General features: G+C 66.5%; 24 protein-coding genes. 12 read left to right on the top strand and 12 right to left on the bottom strand.

Annotation, left to right across the window (positions count from 1 at the left end; genetic code table 11):
* The first annotated feature begins 144 nt into the window (after positions 1–144).
* The 12 genes from PE066_RS14000 (at position 145) to PE066_RS13945 (ending at position 8,774) form a co-directional block, all read left to right on the top strand.
* Positions 145–1,317: a PAS domain-containing sensor histidine kinase gene (locus PE066_RS14000; RefSeq protein ID WP_271233146.1), complete on the top strand. Its 1,173-nt coding sequence runs from the start codon at positions 145–147 to the stop codon at positions 1,315–1,317.
* Positions 1,318–1,789: 472 nt separating this feature from the next.
* Positions 1,790–2,536 carry an urease accessory protein UreD gene (locus PE066_RS13995; protein WP_271233145.1) on the top strand — a complete coding sequence of 249 codons (747 nt, stop codon included), beginning with the start codon at positions 1,790–1,792 and terminating at the stop codon, positions 2,534–2,536.
* A gap of 13 nt (positions 2,537–2,549) precedes the next feature.
* Positions 2,550–2,852, top strand: coding sequence for an urease subunit gamma (locus PE066_RS13990; protein ID WP_271233144.1), 303 nt, complete (start codon positions 2,550–2,552; stop codon positions 2,850–2,852).
* A gap of 16 nt (positions 2,853–2,868) precedes the next feature.
* Positions 2,869–3,447 (top strand): HupE/UreJ family protein, encoded by a 579-nt coding sequence (locus PE066_RS13985; protein ID WP_271233143.1) that lies wholly within the window; start codon positions 2,869–2,871, stop codon positions 3,445–3,447.
* Positions 3,444–3,752 (top strand): urease subunit beta, encoded by a 309-nt coding sequence (locus PE066_RS13980; protein WP_271233142.1) that lies wholly within the window; start codon positions 3,444–3,446, stop codon positions 3,750–3,752. Before PE066_RS13985 ends, PE066_RS13980 begins: the two co-directional genes overlap by 4 nt.
* A gap of 21 nt (positions 3,753–3,773) precedes the next feature.
* The gene (gene ureC / locus PE066_RS13975; protein ID WP_271233141.1) at positions 3,774–5,486 is read left to right on the top strand and encodes an urease subunit alpha; all 1,713 of its coding nucleotides are present in this window, start codon (positions 3,774–3,776) and stop codon (positions 5,484–5,486) included.
* A gap of 21 nt (positions 5,487–5,507) precedes the next feature.
* Positions 5,508–6,005: an urease accessory protein UreE gene (locus tag PE066_RS13970; protein WP_271233140.1), complete on the top strand. Its 498-nt coding sequence runs from the start codon at positions 5,508–5,510 to the stop codon at positions 6,003–6,005.
* Entirely contained in the window at positions 5,980–6,708 is a 729-nt protein-coding gene (locus PE066_RS13965) for an urease accessory protein UreF (RefSeq protein ID WP_271233139.1), read from the top strand. Before PE066_RS13970 ends, PE066_RS13965 begins: the two co-directional genes overlap by 26 nt.
* On the top strand, positions 6,705–7,322 hold the full coding sequence (gene ureG, locus PE066_RS13960; RefSeq protein ID WP_271233138.1) for an urease accessory protein UreG: 618 nt from the start codon (positions 6,705–6,707) through the stop codon (positions 7,320–7,322). The genes PE066_RS13965 and ureG overlap by 4 nt, the downstream gene beginning before the upstream one ends.
* A 78-nt stretch (positions 7,323–7,400) precedes the next feature.
* Positions 7,401–8,141: a magnesium transporter MgtE N-terminal domain-containing protein gene (locus tag PE066_RS13955; protein ID WP_271233137.1), complete on the top strand. Its 741-nt coding sequence runs from the start codon at positions 7,401–7,403 to the stop codon at positions 8,139–8,141.
* A complete protein-coding gene (locus PE066_RS13950; protein WP_271233136.1) occupies positions 8,138–8,311 on the top strand; it encodes a hypothetical protein in 174 nt (57 codons plus the stop codon). Before PE066_RS13955 ends, PE066_RS13950 begins: the two co-directional genes overlap by 4 nt.
* Positions 8,292–8,774, top strand: a complete 483-nt coding sequence (locus PE066_RS13945; protein ID WP_271233135.1) for a magnesium transporter — start codon at positions 8,292–8,294, stop codon at positions 8,772–8,774. The genes PE066_RS13950 and PE066_RS13945 overlap by 20 nt, the downstream gene beginning before the upstream one ends.
* A gap of 667 nt (positions 8,775–9,441) precedes the next feature.
* Here PE066_RS13945 and PE066_RS13940 read toward each other — a convergent pair.
* From PE066_RS13940 to PE066_RS13885, 12 genes are all read right to left on the bottom strand, one after another.
* Positions 9,442–9,810 carry a Rid family hydrolase gene (locus PE066_RS13940; RefSeq protein ID WP_271233134.1) on the bottom strand — a complete coding sequence of 123 codons (369 nt, stop codon included), beginning with the start codon at positions 9,808–9,810 and terminating at the stop codon, positions 9,442–9,444.
* Positions 9,807–10,781 carry a Bug family tripartite tricarboxylate transporter substrate binding protein gene (locus PE066_RS13935; RefSeq protein ID WP_271233133.1) on the bottom strand — a complete coding sequence of 325 codons (975 nt, stop codon included), beginning with the start codon at positions 10,779–10,781 and terminating at the stop codon, positions 9,807–9,809. The genes PE066_RS13940 and PE066_RS13935 overlap by 4 nt, the downstream gene beginning before the upstream one ends.
* 23 nt (positions 10,782–10,804) lie before the next feature.
* Positions 10,805–12,298 (bottom strand): tripartite tricarboxylate transporter permease, encoded by a 1,494-nt coding sequence (locus PE066_RS13930; protein WP_271233132.1) that lies wholly within the window; start codon positions 12,296–12,298, stop codon positions 10,805–10,807.
* A gap of 7 nt (positions 12,299–12,305) precedes the next feature.
* The gene (locus PE066_RS13925; protein WP_271233131.1) at positions 12,306–12,758 is read right to left on the bottom strand and encodes a tripartite tricarboxylate transporter TctB family protein; all 453 of its coding nucleotides are present in this window, start codon (positions 12,756–12,758) and stop codon (positions 12,306–12,308) included.
* Positions 12,755–12,931, bottom strand: coding sequence for a hypothetical protein (locus tag PE066_RS13920; RefSeq protein ID WP_271233130.1), 177 nt, complete (start codon positions 12,929–12,931; stop codon positions 12,755–12,757). The genes PE066_RS13925 and PE066_RS13920 overlap by 4 nt, the downstream gene beginning before the upstream one ends.
* Positions 12,928–15,675 (bottom strand): molybdopterin-dependent oxidoreductase, encoded by a 2,748-nt coding sequence (locus PE066_RS13915; RefSeq protein WP_271233129.1) that lies wholly within the window; start codon positions 15,673–15,675, stop codon positions 12,928–12,930. Before PE066_RS13915 ends, PE066_RS13920 begins: the two co-directional genes overlap by 4 nt.
* Positions 15,676–15,678: 3 nt before the next feature.
* Positions 15,679–16,539, bottom strand: a complete 861-nt coding sequence (locus PE066_RS13910) for an FAD binding domain-containing protein (RefSeq protein WP_271233128.1) — start codon at positions 16,537–16,539, stop codon at positions 15,679–15,681.
* Positions 16,536–17,318, bottom strand: a complete 783-nt coding sequence (locus PE066_RS13905) for an ABC transporter permease (RefSeq protein WP_271233127.1) — start codon at positions 17,316–17,318, stop codon at positions 16,536–16,538. Before PE066_RS13905 ends, PE066_RS13910 begins: the two co-directional genes overlap by 4 nt.
* 25 nt (positions 17,319–17,343) lie before the next feature.
* Positions 17,344–18,105 (bottom strand): ABC transporter ATP-binding protein, encoded by a 762-nt coding sequence (locus PE066_RS13900; protein ID WP_440480604.1) that lies wholly within the window; start codon positions 18,103–18,105, stop codon positions 17,344–17,346.
* An 83-nt stretch (positions 18,106–18,188) separates the two neighbouring features.
* A complete protein-coding gene (locus tag PE066_RS13895; protein ID WP_271233125.1) occupies positions 18,189–19,274 on the bottom strand; it encodes an ABC transporter substrate-binding protein in 1,086 nt (361 codons plus the stop codon).
* 22 nt (positions 19,275–19,296) lie between these two features.
* Positions 19,297–20,265 carry an LLM class flavin-dependent oxidoreductase gene (locus PE066_RS13890; protein ID WP_271233124.1) on the bottom strand — a complete coding sequence of 323 codons (969 nt, stop codon included), beginning with the start codon at positions 20,263–20,265 and terminating at the stop codon, positions 19,297–19,299.
* Positions 20,266–20,276: 11 nt separating this feature from the next.
* Positions 20,277–21,383, bottom strand: a complete 1,107-nt coding sequence (locus PE066_RS13885) for an NAD/NADP-dependent octopine/nopaline dehydrogenase family protein (RefSeq protein WP_271233123.1) — start codon at positions 21,381–21,383, stop codon at positions 20,277–20,279.
* Positions 21,384–21,389: the final 6 nt, after the last annotated feature.

Raw genomic sequence — 21,389 nt, 5'->3', positions numbered from 1 at the left:
CCTCCTGCGACGGCAGCTACCTTCTGCTCGCAAAAATCTCATGAGCGAAGTTGCTGCCCCCATAACGAGCGTGAGTTTTCGCGCTGTCTTCCGCGAACCGCCCCCTCCGTCGCAGAATGTGCAGAGTACTGCGTGAGGGTGGCCATGACGCGCGATCAAGACAGCGGACCGGCGACGGACACCATCGGACGGCTGGGCGAAAGGGAGACGATTCGGGAGGACCTGGAGCGCCTGCGGCTCGCCATGGACGTGGCTGATCTCGGCAAATACGACTGGGACCTGCCGGCCGGCATGATCCACTGGTCGGGCAAGGTGCGCGAAATGTTCGGCTTGCCGGCAGATGTGCCCTTGACTCAAGCGACGCGGGCTTCGCTGATCCATCCCGACGACCGCGGGCGAGCGTTGGGCCTGTTCGCGGCTGCGGCGGAGCCGGCCAGCGGAGGGGCCTACCAAGCTGAGTACCGGGTTGTGCCGGCTGACGGCAGTCCCGAGCGATGGGTATCTGAACGCGGGCAGGTGCTGTTCGATCCTGCGGGGCGCCCGCGACGCTTCATCGGTATCGTCGCGGACAACACCGAGCGCAAGCACGCCGAACTGGAGCGCGAGCGGCTCTTGCGAGAGCTCGAGCAGGCGGTCCGCATGCGGGACGACCTGCTCGCCATCGTCTCCCACGACCTGCGCACCCCCCTGAATTCGATTAGCCTCGCAGCAGAGTTGTTGGAGCGCGGTATCCATGCCGGCGGCGATGCCAGAATCCGCAAGCCCCTTGACACCATCAAGCGCGCCGGCAACCGGATGAAACAGCTGATCGGGGATCTGCTGGACATGGCCATCACCCGGACAGGGCACCTCGTAGTGGAGCGATCTGCTTGCGACGCGAAGTCGCTGGTGAATGAAGCGGTCGAGGCGCACGCGCCGTTCGCTACGGAAAAAGGCGCCAAGCTGGACGCTCATTTCGACTTGCATGGTGAGAGCGTCAGCTGTGACCAGGGGAGGATCCAGCAGGTCTTCGCCAATCTGATCGGGAATGCGATCAAGTTCTGCAGTCCCGGAGACAAGATTCGGGTGCTGGCGGCACCCGAGGGCGCTATGGTGCGCTTCTCGGTCATCGACACCGGCCCGGGCATTCCGGCTGAGGCGCTTGCCCACTTGTTCGATCCTTATTGGTCGGGCAGGGGGCACACCAGGCGAGGGACTGGGCTCGGCCTCTTCATCTCGGAGGGCATTGTCCGAGCGCACGGCGGACAGTTGTGGGTGGAGAGTGTCGTCGGTGAAGGAAGTGCCTTTCACTTTACGGTGCCGAGGGAACGGGCCTGAGCTTCCCCCAAACTGGCCGTACTCGAAGGGGGGACGCTCCCAAACCACGCCGACCAGTTCCCCCGCGTACCCAAGGTCACTCGGTAGATCGTGGATTCGCATCGGGGTCGTCGGCGCAGGCCAGGTGTGCAGGGACTGCAACCAGATCGGCGTGCCTTGCCAATCTGCCCGGCGTTGCCGAGGTCGTCGCGCTGCTTGGAGGCCGGTGATCCAGCATGGCTCCCTCTGGAAGTCACAGCTGTCAAGTAACTTGCCTTTCAAGCATAGACGCACGTCGAAACAGCGGTTCCGCATGCGCGGGCTCACAGTGTCTTTACGTTGCGTTTCCCGTGTCGAAGAACATGAAGAGTCACGGGATGAGCTGGCATCCTCGTACGGCGCCGCCGCTGCCGCGAAGCTTGCTCCGGCCCTGCAGCGCTCCCGTGGGCGAGCGCGCGTCAGGCTAAGCTGCTGCGATGATCGCAGGACGCGCTTGAGCGACCTGCTGCAGGAAGGCTGCCTCAAGGTTCGCCTGCCACGCCCCGAATCGGATCGGGTGCTGGAAGCCGTGATCATCAACACCTCCGGAGGATTGACCGGCGGGGACGTGCTCTCGGTCGAGATCGAGATCGGTGAGGGCGCGCGCGCCTGCGCGACGACGCCGGGCTGCGAGCGCATCTATCGCTCTGCCGGGGGCGAAGCCGTCATCGAGCAGCACCTGCGGGTCGGGCGCAGCGCGCGGCTCGATTGGGTGCCGCAGGAAACCATCCTGTTCGACGGCAGCCGCCTCAAGCGCCGCACGGAGGTGCAGCTGGATCGCGGGGCGGAACTCACGCTGGCGGAAGCGATCCTGTTTGGCCGCGCCGCGATGGGGGAAACCGTGAAGAGCGGCTTTTTCTCGGACGCCTGGGCGATACGACGCGCGGGACGGCTGGTTTTCACCGACGTCATTCGCATTTGTGACGCGTTTCAGGCCACGATGGCCTCGCCCACTGCATTGCGCTCGCATGTTGCGATGGCCAGCTTGGCACATGTTGGGCCGGACTTGGAGGCCAAGAGAGACGCCCTGCGCTCTTCCTTCACAAAACTTGACTGCGCAACCGCGGGAGCCTCCTTGGTCAACGGGGTCCTCGTCGCGCGCATGGTGGCCTGCACCGGGATGGCACTTCGCTCGGCCTTGAACCAGGCCCTGGTTCCACTGCGCGGTGCGCGGCCACTGCCGCGCAGTTGGCTCTGCTGAAAGGGAATGCGCTATGCAGCTCACACCGCGCGAGAAGGACAAGCTTCTGATCGCTCTGGCTGCCCACGTCGCGCGGCGCCGCCTCGAGCGGGGGGTCAAGCTGAACCACCCGGAAGCCGTCGCGCTCATTTGCGACTACGTGCTCGAAGGCGCGCGCGACGGGCGGTCGGTAGCCGAACTGATGCAAGGTTGCGCGCTGGTCTGCTCACGCAGCCAGGTCATGGAGGGCGTGGCCGAGATGATCCCGAACGTGCAGGTCGAAGCCACCTTTCCGGACGGTGTGAAGCTCGTCACGGTGCACCATCCTATCCGCTGATTCGAAGGAGGCTCCCATGCGCCGTTCGCTGCTACCCGCACTGTCGCTGGCCGTGCTCTCGCTGCCTGTGCTAGCGCATACCGGAGAGGGCGCCGGGCACCATGCCTTCGCCGAGGGTTTTACGCACCCGCTGCTGGGCATCGACCATGTGGTCGCGATGCTGGCCGTCGGGCTGTGGGCCCGCGTGCTGGGCGGCAAGGCCTTGTGGCTGCTGCCAACGTGCTTCGTCCTCTGCATGGTCGGCGGATGGACCCTGGCCGTGGCGGGAGCCGGCTTGCCCCTCGTCGAGCCGCTCGTTGCGGGCTCGGTCTTCGTGCTGGGCGCCCTAATCGCCATCGCGGGGCGGCTGCCACCAGCGCTCTCGGCCCTTCTGGTCGGAGCGCTTGCCGTCTTTCATGGACATGCGCACGGCACCAGCCTGCAGGGCGCAGCGCCCGCCTTCGGCCTCGGCCTGGTGGCCGCCACGGCCCTGCTGCATGCGACAGGCCTCGCGCTGGGGCAGTGGCTGGCGTCGCGCCGGCGCGGCGGCCTCACCCGCGGCATCGGCGCGGCCATCGCCGATGTGGGCTTGGTGCTGCTGGGAGCAGCGCCATGATCCCCGGCGAGGTCCTGCCTAAAGACGGCGACATCGAGCTCAACGCCGGCTGCCCGACGCTGGTCCTCATGGTGGCCAACCGGGGCGACCGGCCGGTGCAGGTCGGCTCGCACTACCACTTTGCCGAGGCCAACTTCGCCCTGGATTTCGACAGGCAGCAAGCGCGCGGCATGCGCCTCGACATCCCTGCCGGCAGCGCGATCCGGTTCGAGCCGGGGCAGTCTCGCGAAGTGACGCTCGTCCCCTTGCGCGGCGCCCGCCGGGTCTTCGGGTTCCGCGGGGAAGTCATGGGCGTCCTCTCCTGAGCGTCCGCAGGGAGTGCAAGCATGGCATTTCGAATTTCGCACCAGGCATATGCCGACATGTTTGGCCCCACCACCGGGGACCGAGTGCGCTTGGCGGACACGGAATTGATTGTGGAGGTGGAGCGCGACCTCACGGTCTACGGCGAGGAGGTGAAGTTCGGCGGCGGCAAGGTGATCCGTGATGGAATGGGCCAGTCGCAGGCCACGCGCGCGGAGGGGGCGGTGGACACCGTCATCACCAATGCGCTGATCATCGACCACTGGGGCATCGTCAAGGCAGACATCGGCATCAAAGACGGGCTGATCTGCGGGATCGGCAGGGCCGGCAATCCGGATATGCAGCCCGACGTGGACATTGTCATAGGCGCCGCCACCGAAGCCGTCGCGGGCGAAGGCAAGATCGTCACTGCCGGGGCCGTGGACACCCACGTGCACTTCATCAGCCCGCAGCAGATCGAGGAGGCTCTGGCCGCCGGGACGACCACCATGGTCGGCGGCGGCACGGGTCCTGCGACCGGCTCGGTCGCGACCAACTGCACGCCCGGGCCCTGGCACATCGGCCGCCTGCTGCAAGCACTGGACGCTTTCCCCATGAATTTCGCGGTGGCCGGCAAGGGCAGTTGCTCGCGGGATGAGGCCCTGGCCGAGCAGATCCGAGCCGGGGCCTCCTGCCTGAAGGTGCACGAGGATTGGGGTGCAACGCCCGCGGCGCTGGACTGCTGCCTCAGCGTAGCCGACCGCTACGACGTGCAGGTGATGCTGCACAGCGATTCGCTCAACGAGTCCGGTTTCGTCGAATCCACCATTGCCGCCATGAAAGGCCGCACCCTCCACGCGTTCCATACGGAGGGGGCCGGCGGCGGGCACGCACCGGACATCATCCGCATCGCCGGGCTGCCCTACATCCTGCCTGCCTCGACCAACCCAACGATGCCCTACACCGTGAATACGGTGGATGAGCACTTGGACATGGTGATGACCGCGCGCCACTTGGATTCAAAGATTCCGGAGGACCTCGCGTTCGCGGAAAGCCGAATCCGCAAGGAGACGATCGCCGCCGAGGACATCTTGCATGACATCGGCGCGCTGTCGATCATGTCCTCCGACAGCCAGGCCATGGGTCGCGTGGCCGAGGTCATCATGCGCACGTTCCAGACAGCGCACTGGATGCGCGTGCAGCGCGGCCGGCTGTCGGAGGAGGCGGGCGACAACGACAATTTCCGCGTGAAGCGGTACTGGGCGAAAGTCGCCATCAATCCGGCGATCGCGCAGGGCCTGTCGGCGCACCTCGGCTCCGTGGAAGTCGGCAAGTTCGCCGACCTTGTGCTGTGGTCTCCGGCGTTTTTCGCGGTCAAGCCGGACTTGGTGATGAAGATGGGCACGGTCTGCATCGCGCTAATGGGGGATCCGAACGCGTCCATCTCCACGCCCCAGCCGGTGCACTACCGGCACATGTTCGGCGCCTATGGGCGGGCCAAGGCCCACACGGGCGTGATGTTCCTGAGCGCGGCAGCGCACCAGGCCGGAATCGGGCAGAAGCTGGGGCTCAACAAGGCCACCCTGCCGGTCACCAACACGCGAGCGGGCATCGGTAAGCATTCCATGATCCACAACGCCGCCACCCCGCGGATCGAGGTGGACCCCGAGACCTACGAGGTGCGGGCGGATGGGGAGTTGCTCACGGCCGAAGCCGCGCCCGTGCTGCCGATGGCGCAACGGTACTTCCTGTTCTGAACAGCCTAACGGAGGGCACCCATGCTGATCGCGAGCGAAGTGCGTGCTGCTGGAACCTGGGACGCGGCCTTGGGAGCGGACAGCGTGGTGCTGGACTTCGATAGCCGGCATCGGCGCCGGCATGCGATGGCGGGCCGTGCCGGAACCGCCTTCCTGCTGGACCTGCCCCAGGCGACGGTGCTTCGCGAAGGCGACGGCCTGCTCCTCGACGATGGCCGGATCGTGCGCGTCCAGGCGGCGCCGGAACGGCTCGCGGAGATCACCGCGGCCGACGCCGATGCGCTCCTGCGCATCGCATGGCACCTCGGTAACCGCCACCTGCCCACGCAGTTGCTCGGGAAAAGGCTGCGGATCCGCCACGACCACGTGATCATCGGGATGGTGGAGGGGCTCGGCGGCAAGGTGGCGGAGATCCAGGCGCCGTTCGATCCCGAAGGCGGGGCTTTCGAGCACGGAGCGGCCCATGCGCACGCGGTGATTCACGGGGAACACGATGGCCTGCACACGCACCGAAGCTGAGCGCCCGGGTTCCGGATCTGCGCTTACACCCACCCGGCTGGCCAAGCTGCAGGCCTGGTTCTCGCCGAGCTTTCCCATAGGCAGCTTCGGCTACAGCCACGGCCTGGAGTGGGTGGTCGAGGCCCAGGAGGTGAGAGATGCCGGGTCGCTGGCCGAATGGGTGGCCGGCACCTTGCGCCACGGTGCTGGCCGTTCGGACGCGATCCTGCTGGCGGAGCTCTGGCGAGCCGTTCACGAGCAGGATTGGGAACTTGCGGACGAGATCAGCGTCCTCGCCGCCGCCCTGCAGCCGACTTACGAACGCCGCCTGGAGAGCCTCAACCAGGGCCGCGCGTTTCTCGCCGCGGTCGCGGCCGGGTGGCCGGCTGCGGCGATCGACACCTTCCAGGCGCGTTGCGGCGGGGAGCAGTCGTACGCCGTGGCGGCTGGCGTCGCCACGGCCGCCCACGAGGTGCCGTTGGACTCGGCACTCGTGGCGAGCCTCCATGCCTTCGCGGCCAACCTGGTTTCCGCGGGCGTTCGCCTGGTTCCCCTGGGGCAGACGGACGGCGTCCGGATCATGGCTGCGCTGGAGCCCTTGATCGCCGAGATCGCGCAGGAGGCACAGTCCTCGTCGCTCGACGACCTCGGCTCGGCCACCTTCCTCGCGGACATCGCGTCCATGAACCACGAAACCCAGTACACGAGGCTCTTCCGATCATGAACTCCACATTCGGTCCTCTTCGCGTCGGCATCGGCGGCCCCGTCGGCTCAGGGAAAACGTCGCTGATGGAGGGCCTTTGCAAGGCCATGCGCGACCGCTACGACATCGCGGCCATCACCAACGACATCTACACCAAGGAGGACGCCGAGATCCTGACGCGCGCGGGCGCCCTGCCGACCGAGCGCATCCTCGGCGTGGAAACTGGCGGCTGCCCGCACACGGCCATCCGCGAAGACGCATCCGCCAATCTGGCCGCGGTGGCGCAGATGCGCGGACGTTTCCCGGGGCTGGATCTGGTCCTGATCGAATCGGGTGGCGATAACCTCGCGGCGACCTTCAGTCCGGAACTGGCCGACATCACCATCTACGTGATCGACGTGGCCGCCGGCGAGAAGATCCCGCGCAAAGGCGGGCCCGGCATCACCCGCTCGGACCTGCTCGTCATCAACAAGGTGGACCTGGCGGACCAGGTTGGCGCCAGTCTGGCGGTGATGGAAAGCGACACGAAGCGGATGCGCAAGGACCGGCCCTTCGTGTTCACCAACCTAAAGACCGGGACCTCTCTTGACGTGGTGATCGACTTCATCGAGCGTGCGGGCGGGCTTCGCCCTTGAACCGGGGGGTCGCCTGACTACGCTCCCAGGTCCGATGTTCGCTTCGCGACGGAGCCCCTGTCGGAATGGGAGCTGGACATGGCAAAGATCCGCGCTACCCGCGAGGCCGGACCCGATCCAGCGGCCCTTGCGGACGACCTGGAACTGCAACGCGTCGCCGACATCGTCGAGACCTTAAATCGGACGCCGCTGCCGGTCGCATCCCGTATTTTGGCTCGGCTGCCCCTCGAGCAGGCGGCCGAAATCCTCGATGAGCCGCACCTCCGCGCCGCGGCCGAGCTTGTCAAGCTGCAGCCCGCTCCAAGAGCCGTGGCTCTGCTGCAGGCCATGTCGTCCGACCGCGCCGCCGCGATCCTGCGTGTCCTGGAAAGGCCGGCACGCCTGCATTGGCTGGGCCAGCTGGATCCCGCGGCCAAGGTCTTGCTCGAGCAAAGCCTCGCCTATCCGCCGGACACCGCTGGGAGCATCATGACCAGCGCGTTCGTTAGCGTCCCCTCGACCTTCACGGTCGAACAAACGCTACAGCACATCCGCGAAGTGGGCCGTACCCGCGAGGCAGTCGATGCGATCCACATTCTGGAACCCAACACCCAGAGGCTCCTGCGGGTTGCAAGCCTGCGCGGGCTGATTGCCGGTGAGCCGCAGGCCTCCGTCCTCTCCGTTGCCCCCCGCCGACGACCCGTCGTGGTCGACCCCATGATGGACCGGGAGGATGTGGCGCGTCTGATTGCCAAGTACAACCTGCTCGCGGTCCCGGTCGTGAACGAAGCGGGCCAGGTACTCGGTCTTGTAACCGTCGACGACTCATCGACGCCATGATCGAAGAGAGCACCGAAGACTTACTGAAACTCGGCGGCCTGGAGGCCATGCCCAAGCCTTATCTGGACATACCGTTGGCCGAGATGATCAAGAAAAGGGGGCGGCTGGCTCATTGTCCTTTTCATTGGCGAGATGCTCACCGCGAGCGCCATGCAGTACTACCAGGATGACCTCGCAAGGGCTGTCGTTCTGACGTTGTTCATTCCGTTAATCATGAGCTCCGGCGGGAATTCCGGTTCACAGGCCGCGTCACTGATCATTCGGGCTCTTGCTGTCCAGGAGGTGAGGCCGGCCGACTGGTGGCGCATTGCTCTGCGCGAGTTGCCGACGGGCATTATTCTCGGGGCACTGCTCGGCATCATCGGCATGAGCAGGATCACCCTGTGGCAGATCGCAGGCTTCTACGACTATGGCGAGTTCTGGCCGCTGGTAGCGCTGACCGTTGGCGCGGCGCTGGTGGGAATCGTGATGTTCGGCTCCCTTGTCGGTTCCCTGCTCCCGTTCTTAATGGAGGCAGCTGGGCTGGATCCAGCGAGCTCCTCAGCTCCGTTTGTGTCGACAGTAGTCGACGTTTTGGGAATTGTGATCTACCTCAGCAGCGCGATCTTCTTCCTGCGAGGAACTCTCCTTTGAGCGTCCCAGTTGCCCCACTCCGCGAGGTGCACGGCTGCAGTAAGTTCAGGCAAGCCCAATAAGTTTCCATCACGATAGCCTAGTTCAGGAAAGCCGCCAGCACCGGTATGTGGAAGCCTCGGAGCCGGCGATGAAGATCGCGGTGGAGCACCAGAACGCCGCATCTCGCTGGGAAGAAGCCCGTCCCGATCTCGCCGCTGCTTCGCCAAGTCCCAAGTGGCGCAAGCACCAGCGTCGCCAAGACGAGGAGGACCCCGCCGGCCACCAGATTCATTGCTTCCTGCCCTGCAGGCTGGCGAGCAGCACCGCCACCACGCCGAACCCTCCGCTGACGGCGAGCGACTCCAATGCGGTCGCACCGACAGAGGCCGACGGCGCGCGCCAGGCCGGGCCATGGCTAGGTTGTCCTGCGGGCACTCGCAACCAGTTCGCGCGTGCCACGCTCGCGCAAATCCTGCAAAGATCAGCTCGCGCGGGCCGGGACGCACCGCCATCTGCTTCACGAGATGGCGCTCGTCGCCCTTGCGCCGGCCGATGCTCGTGGCCACCAAACCATCGCGAGCGAGGTGCGGGCCGTCTGTGACCCGGACAATCAACGTGCGGAGTTCGCCATCCAGTTGCCGCTGGCTGCCGGGCAGGGGGCTGGGCCGGCTCTGCTGACCCTGGCCTACTCTACTGGCGCCGAGCGCACGCCTGCCGCCACTACTTCCACGAGAATGCCCGGCGGGAGTCCGGCCTGCACGCAAGAGCGCATGGGCCACTCGGCGGGATCTGCCGTGACCCATTCACTCCAAGCCGCTTCGAAATCCGCTTTTTGGGAGATATCAGCAAGGTACACGGAAGCCGTCAGGATGCGCGCCCGGTCAGAGCCCTGCGCCATGAGCAGTTCGCCGATTTTGGCGAGGGCCTGCGCTGCCTGTCCCTTGAGACCGACTGAACGATCGTCGGCAGTCGCCACGGCGAAGACCAGGTCCTTGTAGGCGCTGCCGCCGCTGCGTCCCGGCGCCCGGGCAGGAAGTCGCTCGATTCGGCTCACTTGCGGCGCACCTTGATCAAGCCCGCGTCGAGCAGCAGTGGGTACAGTGTCTTGTCTGCGTCGTTCCAGACTTGCGCCGCCTCCTTGACACCACCGGGCGAGACAAAAAAGCCGCGGTCCTTTGCGCGCGCGATGAAATCTGGTTCGGCCATCGCGCTGCGGAACGCCTCCTCAAGCTTGGCAAGCCGTTCGGGCGGGATGCCCTTCGGCCCCGCAATTGTTCGCCAGGAGCCGACCATGACATTGAACCCCTGCTCCTTGAACGTCGGCACATCCGGCAGCATGAAGTGGCGCGTAGGACCTGAAACGCCCAGCACACGTACCTTGCCCGCCTTGTGGTGCTCGGCCAAATCGGGCACGGCGATCGATATCGTTTGCACCTCCCCGGACAGCAAGGCGGTGATCGCAGGCGCATAGCCCGAAAAGTTCACTTTCTTCACCTTGATGCCGAGTTGCTTCTCGTACAGCGAGATGAACGTGAACGCCGCCCCGCCCGGCTGATCGTTTCCGTTGCGGATGCTCTCCGGCGACGCCTTCGCGGCCGCAACGAATTCGGAAACCGTCTTGTAAGGCAAGGCGGCGCTGGCGGTGATGGCTGCCGGATCCTCGCCGAAGAAGGCGATGGGCTGCAGGTCGGCCAGCGCATTCGCATTGGGGTTCATGTACTGCGCAGCCACCGCGCCCGAGCCGATCATGCCGACGGTGTAGCCGTCGGGCGCGGCATCAGCGATCTCCTTGATGCCGATGGCGCCGCCGGCGCCGGGACGATTCACCACAACAATGGGCTGTCCGATCTTCTTGCCGGCGGCGTCTGCCACGAGCCGCATGGCGATGTCGCTGCCGCCGCCCGCCGGCCAGGGCATGACGAACGTTATGGGCTTGTCGGGGAAGCCAGCGGCAGCCGCCGGCAGCGCCAGCACGGCACCGCAGCACGCGGCTGCGAACGCACGACGAGAGAATCGGACCAACATGATGCCTCCTAAGCGGTCGAGTCCTAGCTGAAATAACGCTGCCGGTTCCTTCGCAGGGCCGGAAGCGCCGAAGCGAGCAGCACGCCCGCAGCGCAGGCGAGCAGGGTTGCGCTGATCGGACGCGTGAAGAAAATGCTGAAGCCCCCCGAGACGCTGATGGCGCGGCGCAGGTTCTCCTCGAGCATCGGCCCGAGCACCAGGCCCATGAGCAGCGGCGCCGCTTCGATGCCGATCTTGTTGAAGCCCCAGCCGGCCAGACCGAAGACGGCCATGATCACCACGTCGGCCACGCTGTTGGACACGGTGTACGTGCCGATGCAGCACAGCGCGACTATCGCGGGATAGAGCAGAAGATAGGGCACGCCCAGCAGCCGCACCCATAGCTTGATGAGAGGCAAGTTGAGCACGACCAGCATTGCATTACCGATCCACATGCTCACCACCAGCCCCCAGAACAGCGCGGGTTGCTTGGCGATGAAACTCGGCCCCGGGGCGGTGCCGTGAATCATCATCGCGCCAATCATCAGGGCCATCAGGGCGCTGGGCGGGACCCCCAGGCTGAGCATCGGGATGAACGAAGCCTGGGCAGCGGCGTTGTTAGCGGCTTCGGGCGCGGCCACCCCCTCGATGGCGCCGCGGCCGAAGCGCTGCGGCTCGCGGGCGATCTTCTTCTCCAACCCGTATGCCGAGAACGCGCCGATGGTGGGCCCACCGCCCGGAAGGATTCCGAAGAAGGCCCCCAGCGCAGTACCACGCAAGGCCGGCGCCAGCATCGCCCGGAGCTCCGCCGCCACCGGCCAGATGCGAGTCACCGGCGTCGCCTTAACACCCGACCCATCGGTGCGATTCAGATTGCCGATGATCTCGGCCACCCCGAAGAGGCCCATGGCGACTGGCACGAATCCGATGCCGTCGACGAGCGCCGGAACCCCGAACGTGAGGCGGTACTCGCCCGTGCTCACGTCGGTTCCGACGAGGCCGAGCGTCAGCCCGATCAGCACCGCAGCGATGGACTTGAGGACCGAGCCGTGCGACAGCGCGATGGCCGCCACCAGCCCCAGAACCAAGATAGACACGTAGTCCGCGGACTGGAAGCGGAGCGCGACGGCCGCCAGCGCGGGCGCGCTCGCCGCGAGGAGCACCGTCGCGATGCAGCCGGCCAGCAGCGAACTGAGCGCCGCGGTTGCGAGTGCCACCCCGCCCTTGCCTTGGCGCGCCATCGCGTGTCCGTCGAGACAGGTGGGCACGGACGCCGACTCGCCGGGCAAATTGAGCAAGATCGCCGTGGTCGAGCCACCGTACTGCGCGCCGTAGTACACGCCCGCGAGCATGATCAGCGCCCCGGCGGGCGTAAGGTGGAAGGTCATCGGCAGCAGCATCGACATCGTGGCGAGCGGACCAATGCCGGGCAGCACGCCAATTGCAGAGCCGAGCAGGCACCCCACGAAGCAGAGGGCGAGGTTCTGCGCCGTGGCCGCGACGCTAAAGCCCAATGCAAGGTTGTCGATCAGGTCCACGGGCAGCCTAGCGCAGGAAAGCCGGCAGCGCCGGCATGTGCAGGCCCATGCCGGCGATGAAGATCGCGGTGAGCACCAGCGCGAGGGCGGCGCTCAGCATCAGTGCCGTGCGGGTCGATACCTCGCCCGCCCGCGTGGACAGCCACACTGTCGCGAAAACAGCGAGCGCCATGCCTCCGCTATTGAGCACGAGCGCGAACAGCAGCACGGAAGCAGTGATCACCGCGGCTCGCCATGCATCGGTGCCCATGTGCGCACGGCTGGGTATTACGCGCTGCGCCGAAACTTCGCGCAGGCCGAGTGCGAGCAGGGCCATGCCGACGACGCCCAGCAGAGCGCCGCATAGCGCTGGGAAGAAGCCGGGCCCGATCTCGCCGTTGCCCAGATTCGCCAAGTCCCAAGTGGCGGCAAGCACCAGCGCCGCCAAGGCGAGGAGGAACCCCCCGGCCACCAGATTCATCGCTTTCTGCCCTGCAGCCTGGCTTGCACGCTGGCGAGCAGCACCGCCACCACGCCGATCGCTCCGCCGACGGCGAGCGACTCCAAAAGCTGCCACTCCGGCGCGAGCCGCTGCAGTACCACGCTGCACGCGGCCGTGACGGCGAGGAACAGCAGAGCCAGTGACTTGCTCACGCACGCGCCTTGTCGAGCAGCTCTGCCAGCCGCGACGGTGTCAGCGGCACATGCGTCGGCCGGACGCCACACGCGAAGTCCACCGCGTTCAGGATGGACGGCGCGGTAGGAATGAGCGCGGGCTCGCCGACGCCCTTGGCGCCGAACGGGCCGAGCGGCTCGGCCGACTCCACGATGAAGACCTCCACCTCGGGCATGTCGCCGACCGTCGGGATCAGGTAGTCGTGCAGGTTGTCGGTCTTGCCGGGGAGGTATTCCTCCATGAGGGCGAGGCCCACGCCCTGCGCAATGCCGCCGTGGATCTGGCCTTCCACCTGCGTCGGATTGATCGCACGGCCAACGTCGTGCGCGGCCCAGATCTTCTTGACGGTCACCTTGCACAACCGCTTGTCGACCTCGACCAGCGCCATCTGTGCGCCAAAGGCGTAAGTGGCATAGGGCACGCCCTGGTAATCGGCATCGAGGTCGGTCGTCGGGGGGTTGTAGTGGCCGACGCCCCACAACAACATGCCCTCGGAATCCGGCACGAGTCCGCCCAAGTCCAGCGCCTTTTGGCCCGTCGACGTCTTCAGACGGACGCCTCCCAGGCCGAACGAGACCTCTGCGGTGTCTTCCACGTTCGCGTGCTGGCGTATGGCTTTGAGGAGTTGCCCGGCGGCGAGCTTGACCGCATTACCAGAGATGAAGGCCTGGCGAGATGCCGAGCTCTTTCCCGCGTCGAACGTCCTGTCGGTGTCGCCCACCACAAGCCGGATCGCCGCAGGCTCCACGCCAAGGCTGTCCGCGCAAATCTGGGTCATGATGGTGTTGACACCCTGCCCGATGTCCACGGCGCCGCTGAAGAGCGTGATGCGCCCTTCGCGGTCGATGCCGATGCGCATGGTCGAGGGGTTCGGCTGCGAAGTGTTGCCGATGCCGTACCACATGCAGCCCACGCCGATGCCGCGCCGCACGTGCTCGTTCGCCGCGTTGAACGCATGCACCTCGACCTTGTGCGCATCCCACACCGGCTTGAGCTTCTGAAGGCACTCGCGCAGGCCCACGCTGTGCTCCAGCTTCTGGCCGGTGGCGGTGGCGTCCCCAGGGCGCAGCGCGTTGCGAAGGCGGAACTCGAACCGATCAATGCCCATGTTGTCGGCCAGCCGGTCCATCAGCGCCTCATGCACGACTGCTGCCTGAGGCACGCCGAAGCCTCGAAAGGCTCCGCCGATGGCGTCGGTCGTATGGATCGCACGGGTGATGCAGCGCACGGCCTCGAACTTGTATGGACCCATTGCATGGATCGGCACGCGGCTGGCGATGATGGGGCCGCAGGAGGAATACGGTCCCGTGTTGAAGTCGCCGCGCATCTCATACGTCGCGAGCCGACCTTGCGCGTCACACGAAAGGGTGGCCGTGATTGCGGACGGATGACGCTTTGTGGTGCAGCGCATGCTCTCGCTGCGCGAGTAGACGCAGGCCACCGGCCGGTCCAGGTGCCAAGCCGCCACCGCGATCATCGGCTGCAGCGACATGTCGATCTTCCCGCCGAAGCCGCCGCCCACCGCGGTCGGGAGCACGCGCACGCGGTCTGGCCCGATGCCGAGCACCCAGGCGATCTCGTCGCGGTTCATGTACGGCGCCTGCGTGGACACCGCGATCTCCAGGCGGTCGCCCACGCGCCGCGCCACGCCGGCCTCGGGTTCGATGTAGGCGTGCTCCACGAACGAGGTGACGAAGCTGATTGTCGCCGTGTTCGGCCCGCGGGACTTCTCGACGTCGCCGCGGATCTGGTTGACCTCCATCAGCTGGTTGCCCGGGCGGTTCTCGTGCAGGTCCGGCGCGTCGGGTGCCAGCGCCGCGGCCACGCCCGACAGCGGCGGCAGCACTTCCCAGGCCACGGGGAAATCCTTCTCGTCCAGCGCTTCGATGGCTTCGCGCGCGCCGACCACGCCCGCGATGGCCTCGCCCATGTAGCGCACGTAGCCATCGGAGAACACGGGCTGATCGCGCAGCCGCGCGAAGATGCCGTACACGTTGTTGCCTGGCACGTCGGCCGCCGTGAAGACGCGCACGATGCCCGGATGGCGGTCGACGAAGGCGCCAAGGTCGCCGAGGCGGAACCTGGCGTGCGGATGCGGCGAGCGGATCGCCCTGAAGTGCAGCGCGCCTTCCATCCGAACATCGGCGCCGAACTTCGCCGAACCGTCCGCACGGGGCGTGCCATCAACCTTGCGGATGCGCGCGCCAACCGCCCGGCCTGCCCCGGCGTGTTCCGCCGCAACGCGGGGCCGCAGCCCGAGGTAGCCTTCGATCGCCTCGACGATCTTGATGTAGCCCGTGCAGCGGCACAGCACGCCACCCAGCCGGTCCAGGATCGCGTCGCGCGTGCGCACTGTGGGGTCGAGCACGATGTCGGCCGCGGCCATCAGCATGCCGGGCGTGCAGATGCCGCATTGCGCGGCGCCCGCTTCCACGAACGCATCCTGGAGGCCGGCCAGGCGCTTGTCGCGGGCGATGCCCTCCACTGTGAGCACCGGCTTGCCGGCCGCCTGTGCGACGGGCACGAGGCAACTGCACACCTGCTTGTCCTCCAGCAGCACGGTGCAGGCACCGCAGTCTCCCGCATTGCAGCCCACCTTGGTCCCGGTCAGGTCGAGGTCGTTGCGCAGAACGTCCACGAGCCGACGGCCACCGCCGCCGCACGCGCCCGATTCGCGTATTTCGCCGTTGACAAGCAACGCCGGCATCCAGTCATTCTTCATAAGTCAGTGGCGGTCAGATTGCAGTTGCAGGGCGATTGAGCGGATGTCGCGCTCGACCAGCTCGCGCGCCATACGGCGCCGGAACGCGGCCGTCGCGCGCACGTCATCGATGGGCGTCAGCACGTCCAGCTCGGCCCCGGCAAGCGAGAACGCGGCCGCCTGCCCGAGGCTCATGCCTGTGAGTCGCGCCTCGGCGGCCACCAGTCGCAGCGATCGCGGAGCGCATGCGCCGACGGCGATGCAGCAGCGCGCGACCCGCCCAAGGGCGTCTGCCTCGATGAACGCCGCGGTCATCACCAGCGAGATAACCAAGTACCTGCGGCTGCCGTGCTTGCTGAAGCTCGATCCGTGCGGACCGCTGGCGGCGGGCACCTTGACGCTCGTGACCAGTTCGCCCGACCGTGCGGCGGTCCTGCGGTTCCCGAGCACGAACTCCTGCAGCGGCACCTCGTGCTCGCCGGCCGCCCCGGCCACGACCACGCGGGCGTCGAGTCCGATAAGCGCCGTCACGCCGTCTGCCGCGGGCGAGGCATTGCAGATGTTGCCGGCCACCGTACCCTGATTTTGAATCTGCCGGCCGCCGACCTCCGCGGCCGCGGCGCGGAGCCCGTCGAATTGCGGCGGCAGCTGAGCCTGCGCGACCTGGGCCCAAGTGGTCATGGCGGGAATGACCCACCAGCCGCCTTGCGCGCGGATGCCGCCCGACAGTTCGGGCAGGCGTGAGATGTCGAGCAGCCCCTTCGGCCGCCAGCCGTGCTCCAACGCCGGATAGACGTCGGTGCCCCCCGCTAGGAAGGCGTAACCCGTTTCCTTCTGCAGCCGAACGGCATCGGCCAGTGTTTCTGCTGAGACGTAGTTCATCATTCAGAGACGGTGCTGTGCCGGTCCGCGCGATCCCAGAACACGACGCGTGCGTGGACCAGACGAATGAGCTGCGTGCCGACGATCCCGATGGCGGCGAGTCCGAAGAGGGATGCGAACATCGTCGCGAGGTCGACGTTGCTCTGCGCCACCTGGATTAGGTAGCCGAGCCCGCGCGAGGACGCCACGAACTCGCCCACGACAGCGCCAATGAGGCTCAGGACCACCGCGATCTGCAGCCCAGCGAAGATGTGTCCGAGCGCCGACTTCACCTTGACGTGCAGGAACACGTGGAACCGCGAACCCGAGAACGACTTCATCATGTTCACCAGGGCCGCCGGGGTCTGACGGATGCCCACGATGGTGTTGATGAAGACGGGGAAGAAGCACACCAGTGCCACCATGACGACCTTGGAAGACATGCCGAAGCCGAACCACACGATCAGCACGGGCGCGAGCGCCACCTTAGGCATCGATTGCAGTGCCACCACGAACGGGTAAACGAAGCGCTCGAACGTTTTCGACTCGGCGAGCAGCGCGCCGAGCACGATCCCGGCGCCGCACCCCATTGCGTAACCCATCAGCGTCGCTGAGAGCGTAGCGCCCACGTCCTTCCAGAAGGCGCCTTGAACGTAGCCCTTGATAAGCACCTCCAGCACCGCGCTGGGGCGCGGCAGGATGTAGTTCGGAACTTGCAGCGCAACGGTGAGGAAGAACCACAGTCCGATCAGGACCGTGAGCGTGATCAGCGGGAAAACCACCGCTTGGGTACGTCCGTTCATGGGCGAACCTCCGTGTTGCGCGCGGTCATTCCGGCACCTCGAGATGGTCGAAAAGCTTCCTCAGGTAATTGCAGGCCTCGGAGAACCGGGGCTGCGCCATCGTGTCCACCGTGCGCGGACGGCCGAGGTCGACGCGGACTTCTTCCACGATTCGACCCGGCACGGGCGACATCACGACCACGCGGTCAGAGAGCATCACCGCCTCGGGGATGCTGTGGGTGATGAACAGCACCGTCTTGTCAGTGCCGCTCCAGACGTGCTGCAGTTCCATCCCCATGCGCTCGCGCGTCATGGCGTCGAGTGCGGCGAAAGGCTCATCCATCAACAGCAGCTCCGGGTCATGGATCAGCGCGCGGGCGATGCCCACCCGCTGCTGCATGCCGCCCGACAGTTCATGCGGGTAGTGGTCGCGGAACTTGGCCAGGTTGACGAATTCCAGAAGTTGCTCCGCCCTCTGCCGATAGTCGGCGACGGGCAGCCGCATCGCGACGATAGGCAGCAGGATGTTGTCGATCACCGATCTCCAGGGCAGCAGGTTGGCCTGCTGGAACACCACGCCCACATCGCGGCGCGGCCCGATCACCGGCGTGCCGGCGATCCTCACCTCGCCCGATGTGGCTTTGAGCAGCCCCGCCACAATGGACAGCACGGTTGACTTCCCGCAGCCGGAGGGACCTAGGACGGAAACGAACTCGCCCCTGCGGACCTGCAGCGAGAAGTCCTCCACGGCCTTGAACGGCCCCCGCGTGGACGCGTAGGTGACGCCCAGGCCGCGCACTTCGAGCATCCCCGGCGCGGACTGCGGCACGGGGCCCGGTGCCGCGGCGGCGTCTTCGCGCCGAAACTCCTTGTAGACAACGCTCACGGTGCTCACGGCATGGCCCGCTGCTGGCGGGAATCGGCGCGAACCTTCGCCTCGTCGAACTTGTTGAACTCTTCGACGAACGAGTTGGTGTACAGGGTAGACGTGTCGATGTTGGTCGTGCTGAGCTGGCCGCCGTCGTGCAGCACCTGTACGTACCGCTTCCACACCTCGGGCGAGTAGAGGCCGAACTTGCGCTGGTTGCCCACGTCGGAGAAGTCGAGGTTGCCGCGCTGGCGGGCCGCCAGCATCTGCAATGCGGCCGCCATCTTCTCCTCCTCGGTGCCCTGCTGCGGCTTGGTCTGCGGATAGTGCTTCCAGAAGGTGGAGACGCACCAGCGCGGGTTCTCGTCGCAGGCGATCACGCCTTTGGTGGCCGCACGGCCGAAGCCGGCGAGCATCTTGGGGTTGTTGCGCAGGTTGTCCTCATGCGTGACGTAGCCGTTGGACATCAGCTGCTGGTACTTGGCCGGGATCTCCAGCTTGCGCACCTTGATGCCGCTGGCCAGCATCTGGGCGGCGTTCACGTCGAAAGTGTTGTAGACGTCTACCTGCCCGTTGATCAGGGCGTTGTAGGCGGGCGCACCCACGCCGATGGTGTGAAACTCGAAGTCCTTGCCCTCGACCAGGCCGATCTCCTTGAACAGCGCGCGAGTGATCGGGACGTTGCCGTTGGCCAGCGCGGCTATCCCGATCTTCTTACCCTTGAGATCCTTCACCGACTTGATCGGGCTGTTCTCCGGGACGTAGAACTCCCAGATCGAGCTGCGGATTGCGTTGTAGAAGAACCTAGCCGGCAGCGGATCCTTGCCTGGCTGGCGCGTTAGCATCAGCGTGTCGGCGGCCGGATAGCCGATGGTGACCTGCTTGGTCGCGATCTGCGGCATGAGCACGGCGGTGCCGACGAATTCTCGGATCTGCAGGTCGATGTCTTCCTGCTTGAAGTAGCCGAGCTCCATCGCCGCCACCAGCGGCGCGTAGCCGAGTGTGATGCGGGTGACGGTGCCGAAAATCACGGTTTCGGCGGCGCTGGCGGACAACGCGACGCCGGCGAGCAAGGCGCCGAGGGCGAGGGTTCTGATGCGCTGGATCATGGAAGCACTCCTGTCGGGGAAGTCAATGGATCTGCGGAAGCGTCTCAAGGCTCTGGAGGCGCTGTTCCTTATTGCCGATGAGCGAGAGGACAATCTCCTCCAGGCCGGCGTCGAGGTACTCGCGGATGCGCCGCCTGCACGTGGCCACGTCGCCGAAGATCGTGAGCTGGTGGATGGCCTCGTCGGGCACCAGCTTCGCGGCGGCGGCGGTGTCCCTTCGCGCGATGGCGGCCATCACGGCTTCCTGGTCGACCTGGATGCCGGAGTACGCGAGGTTCTCCTTGATCTTGTCGTTGCGGAACAAGAAGGCAAGCTTCTCGCGCACGGTCTGGCGCGCGGCGGTCCCGCCGGAATCAGCCATGAAATAGACGTAGCTCGCCTTGCGCACCTTTGCCGGGTCGCGCCCCGCTTCCTTCGCCGCACCGGCGACCGCGTCGAGCTGGTGCTTGGAGTACTGCGTCGACAGCCCTGCGGAGAGCAGCACGCCATTGGCAACCGCGCCCGAGAGCTTCAGCATCGCCGGCCCCATCGCGGCCACGTACAGCGGCACCGATTGCGGACCGGTGAACGCCAGCTTGGCGCCGTCCAGCGAGAAGGTCTGCCCCTGCTTGTGCTGCGGCTGGCCCGCGAGCAGCCCGCCCAGCGCCTCGAGGTAGTCGCGCACGGCGGCCAACGGCTTCTCGGCCGCCAGCCCGTTCTCCTTGAGGAACAGGGGATTGCCCACCCCAACGGCGACGCCCGCGCGGCCTGGCGCGAGCTCGTCGAGGCTCGCGAGCGCCATCGCCATGGGCATGGGATGCCGCAGGTAAGGGCTGATCGCCGTCGGGACGATGCGCCCCGTGCGGGTATGCATCGCGATGGCGGTCGCCGTGCTGAACGCCTCGCGGTAGCCCAGGTGCTCGGCGATCCAGTAGGAACGGGCGCCGAGTTCCTCGGCGCGCTGCGCGATGGACACTGCCTCGCGGATCGGCACGAAGCCGTCGAAGCTCACGCCGAATGGGATCACGTGACGAACCCCTCGCGCACCGTGCGGCGCACCTGTGCGGCATCCATGCCGGCGAAGCCCATGCGCGCGAGGTTCAGGCCCTTCTCGCGGTAGGGCTGCCCGCGCAACGCCGACGCCAGCGTGATCACGGCGTCGATTGCGTCGGTTCGCGCGCCGGCTAGGCCTCCCAGCTCCGAGAACGGCACCAGCCCGAACGGGATGTCCTCGTTAAAGAAGCGGTGGTCGATGCTGGCGGGCGCCTTGATCCAGCGGTTCGGCTCGCTGTTCTGGAACGTGGCATACGCCGTGCCGCCTTCCTTGCCGCCGGGGCCGGTGTAGCCCATCTCGAAGAAGTAGTCGGCGAGCTTCGGCACCTGGCAGCCGAACGCGGCCGCGGCGGAAAGCCGCTCGCGGTCCAGCGTGTCGATAAGCCCACCGACCGACTGCGTGATGCCCTCGAAATAATGACAGTAGTCGCCGCCGGACGCCTCGACGCGGCCCACGTTGCACAGCAGCGCTGGCGGGTGGTGGATAGCGTTCGTGTAGCGGAAAAGCGCGTCCAGCACTGTCGGCACCGGGAAGAGCGGCGGAAAAACCTTGCGCAGGCGGGCCGCCAACTCCTCGGTGTGAAGAGCCGGGAACGACGAGAAGATCAGCTTGGCCGAGGCACGCGAAACCTTCACGCGGTCCGGCGCGATCTTGCGGCAAATGTAGGGCAGGGTCGACGTGCCGCAGGTGACGGGGCTGCGGTGTCCGAGGCGGCGCAGCGTGTTCGGGATGAGCGTGAGCGTGTGACCCGGCGCGGCGAGCACGACTTGGTTGTCAGTTAGGTGCGGCGCAAGCTGCGTGGCGATGTTCTCATGCGCGTGCGCCGGTGCCATCACCACGACGACATCGGCGCCGCGCATCGCCTCCTCCATCGAGCGCGTGATGGTAGAGACCTTCACGAACCCTTCGCCGAAGATGCCCTCGTACTCGATGCCGCCGCGCTTTTGCAGCGGCTCCACGGTTTCTGGGCTGCGGCCATAAAGCCGCACATCCAAACCACGCAGCGTCAGGTCAACGGCGGCCGCGCAGCCGCCGTTGCCGGCGCCGAGCAGCGCCACCTTGTTGATTTCCTTCACGGGAGA

Origin of the sequence: Ramlibacter tataouinensis (assembly GCF_027941915.1) — a bacterium.
Classification (GTDB): Bacteria; Pseudomonadota; Gammaproteobacteria; order Burkholderiales; family Burkholderiaceae_C; genus Ramlibacter; species Ramlibacter tataouinensis_C.
The sequence above is the reverse complement of the archived record's forward strand: the minus strand, read 5'-3'. Positions and strand labels throughout refer to the sequence as shown.